Source organism: Peterkaempfera podocarpi (assembly GCF_042466665.1).
Lineage (GTDB): Bacteria > Actinomycetota > Actinomycetes > Streptomycetales > Streptomycetaceae > Peterkaempfera > Peterkaempfera podocarpi.
On the sequence record NZ_CP162102.1, the window covers coordinates 4087956 to 4102584 of the forward strand.

At 71.1% G+C, this 14629-nt stretch carries 11 protein-coding genes and 1 pseudogene; 1 reads left to right on the top strand and 11 read right to left on the bottom strand.

Going from position 1 to position 14629, the window contains the following annotated elements; all coding sequences use genetic code 11:
* Positions 1-226: 226 nt before the first annotated feature.
* The 11 genes and pseudogenes from AB0761_RS17920 to AB0761_RS17970 form a co-directional block, all read right to left on the bottom strand.
* Positions 227-1468 carry an MFS transporter gene (locus AB0761_RS17920; RefSeq protein ID WP_377270060.1) on the bottom strand — a complete coding sequence of 414 codons (1242 nt, stop codon included), beginning with the start codon at positions 1466-1468 and terminating at the stop codon, positions 227-229.
* Between the two features lie 231 nt (positions 1469-1699).
* The gene (locus AB0761_RS17925; RefSeq protein WP_377270061.1) at positions 1700-2767 is read right to left on the bottom strand and encodes a LacI family DNA-binding transcriptional regulator; all 1068 of its coding nucleotides are present in this window, start codon (positions 2765-2767) and stop codon (positions 1700-1702) included.
* 71 nt (positions 2768-2838) lie between these two features.
* Positions 2839-3378 carry a hypothetical protein gene (locus AB0761_RS17930; RefSeq protein ID WP_377270062.1) on the bottom strand — a complete coding sequence of 180 codons (540 nt, stop codon included), beginning with the start codon at positions 3376-3378 and terminating at the stop codon, positions 2839-2841.
* A gap of 91 nt (positions 3379-3469) precedes the next feature.
* Positions 3470-4534, bottom strand: a complete 1065-nt coding sequence (locus AB0761_RS17935) for a DUF1996 domain-containing protein (protein ID WP_377274186.1) — start codon at positions 4532-4534, stop codon at positions 3470-3472.
* On the bottom strand, positions 4518-4859 hold the full coding sequence (locus tag AB0761_RS17940) for a discoidin domain-containing protein (protein WP_377270064.1): 342 nt from the start codon (positions 4857-4859) through the stop codon (positions 4518-4520). The genes AB0761_RS17935 and AB0761_RS17940 overlap by 17 nt, the downstream gene beginning before the upstream one ends.
* 74 nt (positions 4860-4933) lie before the next feature.
* Entirely contained in the window at positions 4934-7054 is a 2121-nt protein-coding gene (locus AB0761_RS17945) for a discoidin domain-containing protein (protein WP_377274188.1), read from the bottom strand.
* A gap of 384 nt (positions 7055-7438) precedes the next feature.
* Positions 7439-8364, bottom strand: a pseudogene (locus AB0761_RS17950) (discoidin domain-containing protein); the annotation flags it as partial.
* Positions 8365-8638: 274 nt separating this feature from the next.
* Entirely contained in the window at positions 8639-10003 is a 1365-nt protein-coding gene (locus tag AB0761_RS17955) for a GH1 family beta-glucosidase (protein WP_377270065.1), read from the bottom strand.
* Entirely contained in the window at positions 10000-10842 is an 843-nt protein-coding gene (locus AB0761_RS17960) for a carbohydrate ABC transporter permease (RefSeq protein ID WP_377270067.1), read from the bottom strand. Before AB0761_RS17960 ends, AB0761_RS17955 begins: the two co-directional genes overlap by 4 nt.
* Positions 10835-11689, bottom strand: a complete 855-nt coding sequence (locus tag AB0761_RS17965) for a carbohydrate ABC transporter permease (RefSeq protein WP_377274190.1) — start codon at positions 11687-11689, stop codon at positions 10835-10837. The genes AB0761_RS17960 and AB0761_RS17965 overlap by 8 nt, the downstream gene beginning before the upstream one ends.
* Before the next feature lie 61 nt (positions 11690-11750).
* Positions 11751-13067, bottom strand: coding sequence for an ABC transporter substrate-binding protein (locus AB0761_RS17970; RefSeq protein WP_377270068.1), 1317 nt, complete (start codon positions 13065-13067; stop codon positions 11751-11753).
* 183 nt (positions 13068-13250) lie between these two features.
* Here AB0761_RS17970 and AB0761_RS17975 point away from each other — a divergent pair, with 183 nt between their 5' ends.
* Positions 13251-14492 (top strand): ROK family protein, encoded by a 1242-nt coding sequence (locus AB0761_RS17975; RefSeq protein ID WP_377270070.1) that lies wholly within the window; start codon positions 13251-13253, stop codon positions 14490-14492.
* Positions 14493-14629: the final 137 nt, after the last annotated feature.

Below are 14629 nucleotides of genomic sequence, written 5' to 3' on the forward strand. Positions count from 1 at the left end.
GGCCGGATTCCAAGGAGGGGGCGCAGCGCGGTCCGCCGCGCGCCGACGCGGCTCGGGTGAGCTCCCCCTCCAGGGCCCCGGCGGCCTCTGCGGTGCCGTTCGAAGGAGGCAGCCGCCCGGAGCACCCGCCCACCCACCGCACCGCCCACCCACCGCGCCGCCCACCCACCGCGCCGCCCGGAGGACCGGCCCCGCCCCCGGGCGCGGCACCGTGTCCCGTGCGGGCCTACCGGTGCGCATCCACGCGACGGCGCTCCGCCCCGGGGGACACAGCGCCTGCCCCCGCCGTACGGACCCGGCGGCTGGCGGTGACGGACAGCGCCAGCAGAGCGAGCCACCCGGCGAGTACCAGCGTGGTGGCACGGGCACCGAGGGCACTCACCGAGGCACCGCCGAGCGCCGCCCCCGCGGAGAGTGCGCCCGCGGTGAGCGTCTGCACCGCGGCCGAGGTGCGGCCCCGCAGCCGGTCGGGGGTGGCGGCGAGGCGGTGGCTGCTGATGGCCACCGAGTGGATCGGGGCGACCACCGACTCGACCGCGGCCACCACCCCCAGCAGCAGCGGGTCGGGCGCCACCGCGTACAGCGGGAAGGCCAGCGCCTCCACCCAGAGCATCACCACCGTGATCCGGCCCAGCGGGAAGCGCGCCGCCACCCGCTGGGCCAGCAGCGAGCCCAGCAGTGCGCCGATCGCGGCCCCGGTGAAGACCAGGCCGATCTGCACCGGCGAGGCACCGACGGCCTGCGCAAGCGAGATGATCACCAGATAGCCGGCGCCGTAACGCAGGGTGTCCGCGGTCTGGGCGAGCAGCAGCAGGCGCAGCACCGGCCGGTCCCAGAGCCAGCCGATGCCCTCCCGGATGTCCGCGAGCACACTGCGGCCGTCCGCCGCCGGGCGCTGCGTCTGGAAGGAGGACCGCATCAGCCGCAGTGTCACCGCGGAGGCCAGGAACGAGGCGGCGTTGAGCGCGAACGGCACGGACCGGCCGATCGCCTGGACCAGAGCGCCCAGCGGGGCGCCGCCGACCCGTACGGTGCCCAGCAGCCCCTGGGTGGCCGCCAGCGCTCCGGCCAGCCGGTCGGGACCGACGACATTGGTCAGAGCGGCGGTGCCCGCGGACTGGAAGAGTGCGCTGAGGACGCCGGAGACCACGGCGAAGGCGTAGAGGTGCGGCAGCGTGAGGTGGTGCAGCCAGAGCGCGGCCGCGACGCTCGCGGCGGCGGCGGCCCGGCCGAGATCGCACCAGATCATGGTGCGACGGCGGTCCCAGCGGTCCACCAGGGCTCCGGCGAAGAGCCCGAAGAGCAGGAATGCGGCGCTGTTGGCGCCCAGTACCAGTCCGGACTGGCCGGATGCGCCGGCCATGGCCAGGACCAGGAGCAGCAGGGCGAAGCCCTGGACCTGGTCGCCTGCGGCGGAGACCACCTGACCTGCGCTCAGCAGCAGGAAGTCGCGGTTGCGGAACAGCATGATGACGCTCCGTGATCGTCAGTGGGCACAAGGGTGGTGCGGGCCTTGTGCAGGCACTAGACGATGGGAGCGGTATGCATGGACGGCAGCGTAGGCCCCGGCCCCCGCTCGGCGCACGGGGTTTTCCGGTCCCGTCGGCGTCGGCTGCCTACGGCCTGAGGCGGCATGCGCGCCCCGGGGCGGCGTACGGGGCCTGCGGTGGGGGTCGGGGCGACGGAGCTCGGGGCCGGATCAGGCGGACTGACGGACCACCAGGGACGGTTCGAAGAGCACCGACACGGCCCTGCGGTCCAGGCGGTCGGGGCGGTCGAGCCCGTCCAGCAGGATGCGGGTCATCTCCTCGGCCATGGCCTCGACCGGCTGGCGGATGGTGGTGAGCAGGGGGCGGCCCGCGGTGGCGGCGCTGCTGTCGTCAAAGCCGATGACGGCGACGTCGTCGGGCACCCGGCGCCCCTGCTCGCGCAGGATGGCCAGGGCGCCCTGCGCCATCAGGTCGTTGGCGGCGAAGACCCCGTCCAGATCGGGGTGGTCGGCCAGCAGCCGGGTCATCGCCCGCTCGCCGCCCGCCTGCGTGAAGTCCGCCTCCGCGTGGGGCACGTCCGGAAGACCGTGCCGGTCCATGGCCTCCCGGAAGCCGTCCAGCCGGTCGCGGGCCGCGGGTACGGCGGAGGGGCCGGCGATCACCGCGATGCGGCGGCAGCCCCGCGCGAAGAGATGGTCCGCGGCGAGGGCGGCACCGTCCTGGTTGGCCAGGTCGACATGGCTGACGGGGACCCTGGGCTGGGGCCTGCCGAACAGCACCACGGGCAGCCCGTTGCGGGCGAGTTGGGCGGGCAGCGGGTCCTCGGCGTGGGTGGACACCACCAGGGCCCCGTCGGCGTTGCCCTGCCGCAGATAGGCGAGGACCTGCTCCCGGGCGTCGGCGTCGTCCGCCAGCATCAGCACCGGGTGCAGGCCCTGGGGGCGGAGCCCGCTGAGGACTCCGCTGACGACCCGGCCGAAGAAGGGGTCGGTGAAGATCTGGGTACGCGCCGCGTCGCCGTCGCTGTCCCGGGCGCCCGTGCCCGACACCACCAGGGCGACCGCCCCGGCCCGCCGGGTGACCAGGGAGCGCGCCGCACTGTTGGGGACGTACCCGGTGGCCTCCACGGCCTGACGCACGGTCTCCTGGATCTCCGGGGCGACATTGCGCACCCCGTTGATGACCCGGGAGACGGTGGCGCGGGAGACCCCGGCGACGCGGGCGACGTCCTCCAGGGTGGCGGATCGACGGGCAGCCGACCGGGTGACTTCGGTCATGGAACTCTTTATAGCACGCTGTGAGAGCGCTCTATCAAGGTTTCCCGCCGGTCACCGGCGCTGTGCGCGGTTCAGTGCTCCTTCCAGCAGATCATCACGGTGGTGGCCACGGTGAGCGCAACCCCGGCGCGGGGGCGCGGCGGTGTGCCGAAGACCGCCGGGAGCCGGCTGACGTCGACGGTCAGCACCATGCGGTCCCGGAGGGCCACCGCGGAGCCGTCGCCGCGGGCGAAGGCCGCGTCTCCCAGCCCGTTCACGGCACGGCTGCCGACCGCACCGGCCCGCAGCCGGCCGAGGCGGGCCGAGGCCGCGGCAGGGTCGGGAAGCTCCTCGACGGAGAGCCGCATACTGCGGCCGCCTCCGTAGTCATAGGTGCAGGAGTAGACATGGTCGGCCCAGTGCGGGGAGAGCGGGGCGCTGAGCTCCGTCCCCAGGGCCCCGGCGATCTCCTCGCGGATCTCGTCCGCGCAGATCATCATGGTCGCCGCGGCGGGAGAGCCCGGGGCTGTCCCCGCCGCGGAGGACCGCGGGGTCCCGACCGCGGGGGCCCCGCCGGAGGCGCAGCCCGCGGTGGCGGCCAGCATCAGGAGTACGGCGGCGACTGCTCTCATGGATCAGGCTCTCCGGTGGTGGCGCCCGCGGCCGCCCTCTGTGCCCAGGACGGCCGCGGACGCGGTCTGCGGGGTGGACAGGATCGGTGGATCAGGGCAGCAGGTACTGCGCGTTGAGCGCTGCGCCCTTCTCCGGCTGGTTCTGGTCGTAGCCCCGGGCGTCGCACTGCAGACCGCCGACGATGCAGTGGTCCACCATCGCGGCGAGGGTGGGTGCGTCCCAGGCGTTGAAGAAGTCGTAGTGGAAGGAGAAGCCCCGTCCGCTCGACAGGTGGAGCTGCGACAGGTCGCCGTCATTGACCGGGAAGGCCATCTTGAACTCGATCATCGGCAGGGCGACCGGGTGGTCCGCCGGGCAGACGCCGTTGACCGGGTAGGCCATGTGGCTCTTGTGGTCGGGGGTGTCCAGGTAGAGGCCGTTCCAGCAGCTGGGGGCCTGGTAGCGGATCTCGGCCTGGCCACCGGACGGGCAGCTCACCGGCAGGTCGATGTTGTGGTAACTGTCGCCGCACTCCCAGCCGGCCACCCATCCGGGGTCGGTGGCGAACTCGTTGGCCGTTGCCGCCGGGCTGCCGACGACGAACCGCAGGCCCGGCGGGAACGGCCGCACGCTGGTGTAGTCGTTGATGGCGCTCTTGTAGTAGATGGTCTGCACCCCGACCGGGTTGATCGCGGTGCTGCCGTCGTACAGGGTCGGCATCCAGTACGCCGACCTGTCGCCCGGGGCGAGGCAGGTGGTGCCGCCCGCCTGGAGCGAGGCCAGGGTGGAGCCTGCGTTGGTGGTGGTGTTGCCCATGAAGGTGTGCATATGGGACTTGCCGGCCTGGCCCGGGTAGACGATGGGGTCGTCGGGCAGGTTGTGGTTGGCCGAGCAGTTCGCCTGGAACTCGTGGAAGTAGGCGTGCGGCGGGTTGTAGGTGGACGGGGTGACCCCGGTGACCTGGGGGTTCGCCAGGACGTAGCCGTCCGTCGGCAGGCTCGCCGTGCCGTACGCCTTGAACTCGTAGAGCGAGTAGCCGTAGCCGGTGGCCCGGTGGGTGGCGTACAGCCGCAGATAGCGCCCACTGCCGGAGACGGCGAGGTTCTGCACCCCGCCGGTGCCGGTGGTGGTGGAGTAGACGGTGGTCCAGGTGGTGGCGTCATCGGAGGTCTGCAGCTGGAAGGCGTCGGCGTAGGCGGCCTCCCAGTCCAGCTCCCCGGGAGACGGTGGCGCCGGTCCCGAGGTCGATCCTGATCCAGGCCGGGTCGGTCCAGGTGCTGGCCCAGCGGGTGGCGGGGTCGCCGTCGACGACGGCCCCGGCGGGGAAGTTGGCGCTCTCGATGGACGAGGCGGTGACCGGGCGGGACTGCGAGATCAGCGTCTCGGCGGCGGCCGCGTGCTGGGTGGCGGCGCCCAGGCCCAGCAGGGAGAGCAGGGTGGTGAGGGCGAGCGCCAGCGCTGTTCGGCGCGGTCGCCCGCGGGACGGGAATCGGGGTCGCATCTGACCTCCAGATCGGGTGGGTTGGGTGGGCCCGGGGCCGGGATGTCGGGTGGGATCCCGGCCCCGGAGTCGGATCAGGCGTAGACGCCGAACTCGTAGAGCGAGTCGCCGTAGGCGGTGCCGCGCTGGGTGATCTCGACGCGGACGTACCGCCCGCTCGCGGTGACGTCGAAGTCGTCGACGCCGCCGCTGCCCGTGCTGGTGGACCACACCGTGGTCCAGGTGGAGTCGTCGTTGGAGGTCTCGACCCGGTACGCCTTGCCGTAGGCGGACTCCCAACCGAGCTGGATGTGCTTGATGGCGGTGACCTGTCCCAGGTCCACCCGGATCCACTGGGGGTCGCTCCAGTCGGTCGCCCAGCGGGTGGTCCACTTGCCGTCGGTGGCGTTGGACGCCGGGTACGGGGCGCCGTCACCGGTCGCCTGGTAGGAGGAGGCGGTGGTGGGCTTGCCCAGGGCGACGTCGGTGCCCTGGACCTGCGGGGCGACCACCCGGAAGGACCGGGTCTCGATGCCCACGTTGCCGTGCCCGTCGTAGGCGTAGACATAGACCTTGTAGACGCCGAGCGCCTTGGGCGCGGTGGCGGTGAAGCGGCCGTCGCCGGTCTGGGTGAAGTCGACCTGGTTGAAGCCGGTGCCGCCGCCGGCGTACTTGGCACAGTAGAGCAGCTGGTAGCGGATCAGGTCGCCGTCCGGATCGGTGGCCTTGGCGGTGATGTCGAAGGTGCTCCCGGCCGGCACGGACGCGGTGTTGCTCAGCGTCATGTCGGTGATCACCGGTGGGGTGTTGCCGCCCGCGTTGCCGCCGTAGTCCTTGGCCACCGAGTAGAAGCTGAGCCGCCGCCAGCCGGCCGGGACGGTGTTGTACCAGACACCGCCGAAGTCGTTCTCCGTCCCGTAGTGGAAGACCGTGGCGCCCAGCGCCACTCCCTGGTGCCCGGTGATGCAGGCCCAGTTGGAGAGGTAGGCGTCCCGCTTCTGGACGTCGGTGGGCTCGGTGGGCACCCCGTTGGCGTCGTTGGGCACCTCCCACTCGCCGGACTCGCCGGACTCGGTGATGATGTACGGCTTGGTGTAGCCGCCGCTGACCCAGTCGTTCCTGACGTTGCAGACCGAGCCGTAGGAGTTGACCGCCAGCAGGTCCAGGCTCGGGGTGTAGGACTTGTAGTACGCCCAGGCCCCGGTCCAGGCGTCGGTGGAGGTCACCGGGTGGTCGGGGTCGATGGCGTGGATCGCCTGGGTGACCCGCTCCACGTACTTGGCGTAGGCCACCCGCTCCTGCTCGACGGTGGAGCCGTCGTAGGTGTGGTCCTGGGTGGTGAGAACGACCTCGTTGCCCACGTCCCACATCAGCACACCGGGGTGGTCCTTGTAGGTGGTCACCCACTGCTTGATCTGGTCCAGGGTGGAGTCCATGTACGCGGTGTCCTTGACATAGTCCGCGCCCTGGTTGAGCCAGAAGCCGTTGACCACCTTGAGGCCGTGCGCCGCGGCGGTGTCCAGCAGCGGCTTGGACCCCGCGTCGGTACCCCAGGTGCGCAGGGTGTTGACGCCCATCGCCTTGAGCTCGCGGATGTGCGCCTCCGCCGTGCTGTTGGCGGGGCCCCAGGTGATGCCCTTGACCTGGTACGGGGCGCCGTTGACGGTGAGCGCCCAGTTGCCCTGGCTGCCGGTGACCTTGACGGTGGAGTGGCCGCTGGGGACCGCCGGGTCGGTCATGGGCGCCGGGACCGTGCCGGTGCTGGTGGAGACGGTGACCTTGTCCAGGGCGAGGGTGCCGCCGGAGCTGGTGTCCGCCCCGGGCGAGGTGCAGCCGCAGACCGCGTCGGGGAAGGAGCCGCCGATCGCCAGGTCGAAGGCCAGGTAGAAGCCGTGGTGCACGGCGGCGTTCCAGGTGGAGACCCCCACCTGCGACTCGCTGACCTGCCAGACCTGCCGGCCGTCGAGGTACCAGCGGATCTGCTCGTCGGTGGTGGTGCGGTCGATGACCGCCGAGTAGGTGTGGAAGTCGGTCAGGCACCCGGTACAGGAGGCCAGGCCGCTGGTCATGCCGTTGTACTCGTTGCAGTTGCCGCCCGGGGCGGTGCCGCAGTGCAGGGTGGCCGAGAGCTGGCTGCGGCCGTTGACGTTCTCCAGGACGTCGATCTCGCCGTTCTTGGGCCAGGAGCCGGTGTCACCGCGGTAGCCGCTGCCCATCAGCCGGAACGAGGGCCAGTAGCCCAGGCCCTTGGCCGGGGCGGGCTGCTTGACGGTCGCGGAGATCTGCAGCCGGCCGCCGGCCGGGGCGGTGAAGTCGGTGCGCTTGGTCTCGATCCGGCCCGAGGTCCACCCGGAGCCGCTGTGCACCGCGGTGAGGGCGAGGTGTCCGCTGCCGTCCAGCGAGACATTGGCAGGGGCGCTGCTGGAGGTCTCGATCTCTCCGGTGCCCCAGTTGGCGGCCCCGCCGGGGTAGGAGGTGCCGGTGTCCACGGTCCAGTCGGCGGAGGGGGTGGCCCCGGCCGTCCCGTTGAAGTCGTCGCTCCACACGGTGGACCAGTCGCCCGGCGGGTCGGTGGTGGGGGGCGTGGTGGGCGGGTCGGTGGGGGGTGTGGTGGCACCCGCGCCGGTGTGCACCTGGAGCTCCCACAGGGAGTAGCCGTAGCCGGTGGCCCGCGCGGTGCCGTACAGCCGCACATAGCGGGCGGTGCCGGAGACGTTCAGCGTCTCGGTGCCCCCGCCCCGGTGGTGGTGGAGTACGCGCTGGTCCAGGTGGTCCCGTCGGTGGAGAGCTGGATCTGGTACGCCTTGGCGTAGGCGGCCTCCCAGGTCAGCACCACCTGGCAGACGCTCTGGGCGCTGCCGAGGTCGACCTGGAGCCACTGCGGGTCGGATGCCGCGCTGGACCAGCGGGTGCCGGTGTCGCCGTCGACCGCGTTGGACGCCGGAGTGCCGTAGTTCTCCTCACTGGAGGCCTTGGCGGTCCTGCCCTGGGCGGCATCGGTGGTGCCGCAGCCGCCGGCCGTGCCGCCGCCGGGGGTCCCGTAGACCTGGAACTCCCACAGGGAGTAGCCGTAGCCGGTGGCCCGCGCGGTGCCGTACAGCCGCACATAGCGGGCGGTGCCGGAGACGTTCAGCGTCTCGGTGCCCCCCGCCCCCGTGGTGGTGGAGTACGCGCTGGTCCAGGTGGTCCCGTCGGTGGAGAGCTGGATCTGGTACGCCTTGGCGTAGGCGGCCTCCCAGGTCAGCACCACCTGGCTCACCGCCGCCGGGGCTCCGAGGTCGACCTGGAGCCACTGCGGGTCGGCGGCGGCGCTGGACCAGCGGGTGCCGGTGTCGCCGTCGACGGCGTTGGACGCCGGAGTGCCGTAGTTCTCCTCACTGGAGGCGGTCGCGGTGCGGCCCTGGGAGAGCAGGGTGGCCGCGGCCTGTGCGGCATGGGCGGGGATCAGCAGCAGCAGGGCGGCGATCAGGGCCGCCGAGACCAGTGCGGCAAGGGGTTTTGTAGCTCCGCTGGGTGGAGCGGGCATGAGGGATCCTCCTGTGGGGGCGGGCCGTTCCGGCGGTCCGGGAGAGATCGGGAACGAAAAGGAGAGCGCTCTCCCTCGCAGCATGCTCCATCCCCGATTGCGTACACGTCAATACCCATGCAACCCCCTTCTGAACAGGCATTACCGATCAGGGAGCGCTCTCCAAGAGGGCATGCCAAAGTCCCGCACGGCCATCAGGCCGGGCGGGACGGGAGGGGCGGGCCTTGACGCGGGGAACGGTGCCCGCCCCCTCCCGGGTCCTGCTGCCGAGCGGTCAGCGGGCGCGGTGCTCCGCGATCAGTTCGGCATAGCGGCGCCCACTGGTCTTCACCGTGCGGCGCTGGGTCTCGTAGTCGACATGGACCAGGCCGAACCGCTTGTCGTAGCCATAGGCCCACTCGAAGTTGTCCAGCAGCGACCAGGCGAAGTAGCCGGCCAGCGGAGCGCCCTTGCGGACCGCGTCGGCGCAGGCCGCCAGATGCTGCTCCAGATAGTCGGTGCGCTCCGGGTCGTGGACCGACCCGTCGGCGGCCACCGTGTCCTGGAAGGCCGCCCCGCTCTCGGTGACATAGAGCTTCCGCGCCCCGTACTCCTCGGTGAGCCGCAGCAGCAGCTGCCCGATCCCCGGAGCGTGCACCTCCCAGGGCATCGCGGTGTGCTGCGGGTTGGGGCCGGGCAGCTGGCGGGTGTACGGCACCGCGGCGCCCGGGTCGTCGGCGACGATCTGCCGGAAGTAGTAGTTGAGGCCCAGCCAGTCCAGCGGGGCCGCGATGGCCTCCAGGTCGCCGTCCCTGACCGGCAGGTCGACGCCGTAGAGCTGCACCATGTCCTCGGGGTAGCCCCGGCCGTGGATCGGGTCCAGCCACCAGCGGTTGACATGGCCGTCGGCGCGTCGCGCGGCCAGCCGGTCGGCCTCGCTGTCACTGGCCGGCTCGATGGTGGAGAGGTTGTTGACGATGCCGATCTGCGCCCCCGGCACCGCCGAGCGCAGGGCCTGCACGGCAAGGCCGTGGCCCAGGTGCAGATGGTAGGAGGCGCGGACGGCGGCGGTGAGGTCGGTGAGACCCGGGGCCATCTTCCCTTCGAGGTGGCCGATCCAGGCCGAGCAGAGCGGCTCGTTGAGGGTGCCCCAGTGGGTGATCCGGTCGCCGAGAGCGCCGGCGACCACGGCCGTGTACTCCGCGAACCGCTCCGCGGTCTCCCGCTCGGGCCAGCCACCGCGGTCCTGCTGGGCCTGCGGGAGGTCCCAGTGGTAGAGGGTGGCGAAGGGGGTGATCCCGGCGTTCAGCAGGGCGTCGGTGAGCTTGTCGTAGAACGCCAGGCCCTTGGCGTTGACCGCGCCGCCGCCGTCCGGAACGATCCGCGGCCAGGCGATGGAGAACCGGTAGGCGTCCAGGCCGAGGCCGGCCATCAGGCCGAGGTCCTCGGGCCACCGGTGGTAGTGGTCGCAGGCGGTGTCCCCGGTGTCGCCGCCTGCGACCGCACCGGGGGTGTGGGAGAAGGTGTCCCAGATGGAGGGGGATCTGCCGTCCTCCGCCACCGCGCCCTCGATCTGGTACGCGGCGGTCGCCGCGCCCCAGAGGAAGTCGTCGGGGAGTGCACTGAGGTCGGTCACGGCGGGCCTTTCGAGGAGGGTCATTTGACGGCGCCGGCGGTCAGGCCGGCCACCAGGTAACGCTGCAGCAGGAGGAACCCGGCGACCACGGGGACGCTGACGACCAGGGAGGCGGCCATGACCTGGTTCCAGTAGACGTCGGTCTGGGTGGCGTAGCCCTGGAGGCCCACAGCGAGGGTCCGGGTGGTGTCATTGGTCATCACCGAGGCGAAGAGCACCTCGCCCCAGGCCGTCATGAAGGCGTAGACCGCGACGGCGACGATGCCGGGGATCGCGGCCGGGATGATGATCCGCACCAGGGCGCCGATCGGACCGCAGCCGTCCACCAGCGCGGCCTCGTCGAGGTCGCGGGGGATCGAGTCGAAGTAGCCGACCAGCATCCAGATGGAGAACGGCAGCGAGAAGGTGAGATAGGTGAGGATCAGCCCGCCCCGGCTGCCGTAGAGGGCGATGCCGGTGGAGTCGCCCACATTGACGAAGATGATGAAGAGCGGCAGGAGAAAGAGGATGCCCGGGAACATCTGGGTGGAGAGCACGGTGACGGTGAAGACCCGGCGCCCCTTGAAGCGGTAGCGGCTCACCGAGTACGCCGCCAGGATGGCGATGACCACCGAGCAGACGGTGGCCCCGCCGGCCACGATCAGCGAGTTGACGAAGTACCGGCCCAGCGGCACGGTCTTCCAGATGTCCACATAGGGCCGGAAGGTCACCGTGGAGGGTATCCAGCGGAACGGCCCCTGGACGTCCTGCAGCGGCTTCAGCGATGAGCTGAGCATCACCAGCACGGGCACGAGGGTGAAGACCGCCAGCACCAGCAGGAAGATCCGGCGTATCCAGCGGAAGGACGCGGGTGGATTAATCATCGGCGCCCCTCCGGCGCGAGGTGGCGAACAGATAGACCGCCGTGGCCAGCATCAGGAACAGCAGCAGCAGCACCGACATCGCGGAGCCGGAGCCGAAGTTCCAGGTGACAAAGGACGACTGGTAGATGTGGATGGAGATCAGGTCGGCGGCGGGCGGTGCGGACTTGCCGAAGAGCACATACGGGGTGTTGAAGTCGTTGAAGCTCCACAGGAAGAGCACCAGCACCAGCACCTGGCTGACCGGCCGCAGCGAGGGCAGCGTGATCCGGCGGATCTGCTGCCAGATCCCGGCGCCGTCCATGGCCGCCGCCTCGTAGAGCTCCCGCGGGATGTTCTGCAGTCCCGCGGTGAGGGTGAGGAAGGCGAACGGCCAGGACCGCCAGACCGCCACGGTGACCAGCGCGGAGAAGCTGTTGTCGCCGATCAGCCAGAAGGGCTTGCCCGAGGTGAGGTGGAGCTGGTCGTGCAGGATGTGGTTCACCAGGCCGGTGTCCCGCTGGAACATGAACGACCAGGTGATCACGGCCGCGTAGACGGGGAGTGCATAGGGGAGCAGAAAGGCCGCGCGGAGCAGCCCCCTGCCGCGGAAGGAGTCCTGCATCATGATCGCCGCGACCGCGCCGATCAGCCAGGAGAGGCCGACGGCGAGGGCGGTGAAGGCGCAGGTCACCCAGAACGAGTGCAGCAGCGACTGGCCGACCGGGGCGTTGAAGTCCACCGCCGTGCGGTAGTTCCCCAGGCCGGTCCAGGGTGCTTCCGACCAGTTGCGGATGAAGAACTGGGTGAGCTCCTTGAAGCTCATGACGATACCGACCACCATCGGGACCAGGTGGATCAGCAGCTCCATCACCAGCGCGGGGAGCAGGAGCAGGTAGGGCAGGCCGATTCGGCTCAGTCGCTGTCGCACGTCAGTTGGCCGGCATCTGCTGCTGAGCCTTGGTCAGCTCGGCCTTGACGGTGTCGTCGGTGACCGCCTTCCCGGACGCGGCCTCGGCGAGCAGGTTCTTGACGGCGGTGCCGATCAGGGTCTCGAACTGGCTCTCCTCGGGGACCTGGGGCAGCGGGGCGGCGCTGTTGCGCAGCACACCGGCGATGGTCTTCAGCTCCGGGGTGGAGAAGGCCGGGTCGGACTGGGCGGCGACGACCGGCGGGATGGAGCCGTACGCCTTGTTGAGGACCGTCTGCTCGGTGTCGCTGGTCATGAACTTCACGAACTGCAGGGCGCCGTCCTTGTTCTTGGTGTTCTTGAAGACGGCCATGTTGATGCCGGCCACCATGGAGGTGGTGGACTGCTTGGTGCCGCTGGCTCCGGCGGGGACCGGCACCGGGACGACCCCGTAGGCGTCGGGGCTCATGCCGTGCGACTTGAGGTTGGCGCCGGCGGCCTGCCACATCAGCATCGCCGCCTTGCCGGTGGCGAAGTCGGTCACGGACTGGTTGTTGGCGTACTCGGCGTTGCCGGGAGCGGCGATCTTGTCCTTGGCGATGAAGTCCACGTACTGCTTGACCGCGGCCACCGCGCCGGGGCTGTCGAAGGACGCCTTGCCCGCCGGGGTGAAGAAGGACGTGTCGTGCTGGGTGGCCAGGGTGAAGGCGTGGTGGACGTTCTCGGAGAGGTTGCCGCCCTCGATCGCCAGGCCGTACTTGCCGCCCTTGGTGAGCTTCTGACCGTCGGCCACCAGCTCGTCCCAGGTGGCAGGGGGGGTGGCGATGCCGGCGTCGGCGAAGAGCTTCTTGTTGTAGTACAGGCCGTACGCCATGGAGTAGAGCGGGACGGCGGCCGGGTCCTTGCCGCTGGCGCCCGCCGAGGCGAGGGCGGAGGCGAGGAAGCGGTCCGAGCCGCCGACCTTGTCGAAGGTGGCGGCGTCGAAGGGCAGCAGGGCGCCGGTGGCTTGGAGCGAGGCGGACCAGGTGTTGCCGATGTTGAGGACGTCGGGGCCCTGGCCCGAGGTGGCGGCGGCCAGGATCCGGTTGAGCAGGTCGGACCAGGGGACGACCTCCAGCTTCACCTTGATGCCGGTCTGCTGTTCGAACTTTCTCAGCTCCGGCTCCAGGACCTGCTTGTCGACCTCCAGGCTGGCGCCCTGGTTCGAGGCCCAGTAGGTGAGCGTCTTCGGGCTGCTGTTTCCGCCGCCCCCGCCGGTGGAGCCGCCGCCGCAGGCGGTGGCGGTGACGGCTATGGCGGCGACCAGCGCGATGGCTGCGGCAGGACGGTTCATACGCATGACCGGGCCCCTCTCGGGCGGGGTGGGGGGGTGGGGAAGACAGGCGGCCTGAGCGGTTCCATGACGGCGGCCGATGCGGCCCGCCGGACCCGGACGGGTCAACTCACGGCGTGATTTAACCCGTGAGAAAAGATGGCGTCAAGGGTGCCTTCGCCGCTAGGTTGGCGCCCGAAGGGAGAGCCCATGGCCGAACAAGGCAGGCGTACCGTCCGTGACCTGCGGCGCGGAAGCCGATCGGCGCTGCTGCGCCATCTGTACTTCGAAGGACCGCTCAGCAGACATGAGTTGGGCCGGATCAGCGGATTGAGCTCGGGCTCGATCAGCAATGTGGTGGGCGAGCTGCTGGCCGACGGGCTGGTGGAGGAGTGCGGCTCCGTGGAGTCGGACGGCGGACGCCCGCGCACCCTGCTGAGGGTCACCCCGGGCCTGGCCCACCTGGTCGGAGTGGACGTCGGGGAGACCCAGGTCCGGGTGGCGCTCTTCGACCTGGCGCTCGGCGAGCTGGCCGCCAGCGACCAGCCGCTGTCCGACTGCGGGCACGATGTCGGCCATGTGGTGGAGCTGATCCTCACCGGGCTGTCCGAGGTCCTGGAGCGGACCGGAGTGGACCGCTCCACCGTGCTCGGCGTCGGGATCGGCGTCCCCGGCATCGTCGAGCAGGACCATCCGGACTCGGACGGCGACACCGCCGTGGTGCACGGACCCACCGTGGGCTGGGACGCGGTGCCGCTGGGCCGGCTGCTGCGGGCCGGGACCGACCTGCCGCTCTACATCGACAACGGCGCCAAGACCCTGGGCCAGGCCGAGATGTGGTTCGGGGCGGGCCGGGGCGCACGCAATGCGGTGGTGGTGCTCTTCGGCTCCGGTGTCGGCGCCTGCGTGATCACCGACGGGGCTCGCTTCCGCGGCTCCACCAGCAGCGCGGGCGAGCTCGGCCACACTCGGGTCCATGTCGGCGGGCGGCACTGCCGCTGCGGTGCGCGCGGCTGCCTGGAGGCCTATGTCGGTGCCGAGGCGCTGGTCGCACGGTGGGGTGACGCACCGCCGGGCACCAGCGAGAAGGCCGGACTCGCCGCCCTGCTGGAGGCCGCGCAGCAGCCGCACTCCAAGGCTGCCGAACTGCTGCGGGAGGCGGCCGAGTACCTGGGCGCGGCCATCGCCGATCTGATCAACCTGTTCAACCCGGAGCGCATCGTGATCGGCGGCTGGGCCGGCCTGCTGCTGGGACCGCAGCTGCTGCCCGCCATCCGTGACGCCGCCACCGACTACGCCTTCAGCTTCCCCCGGGCGAAAACGGCGATCGAACTGGGCAGCCTGGGCCCGGACGCGGTCACCCTCGGCGCCGCCGCACTGCCCCTCTCGCACTTCCTGGACTCCGGCGGCAGCCTGTCCCCACGGGTCGGGCGACGCATCCATGTCGGCTGAGCACACCACCCGCCACCTGCGACGATTCCAACTGACGATACGTCATAAACCTGGGAAAGCAGCCTGATTGCCGCGACGCCGCCGCGGCGTCGCAGGGGTTGACATCCAAGTTCCGAGCCCCGGACACTCCCTCGGGG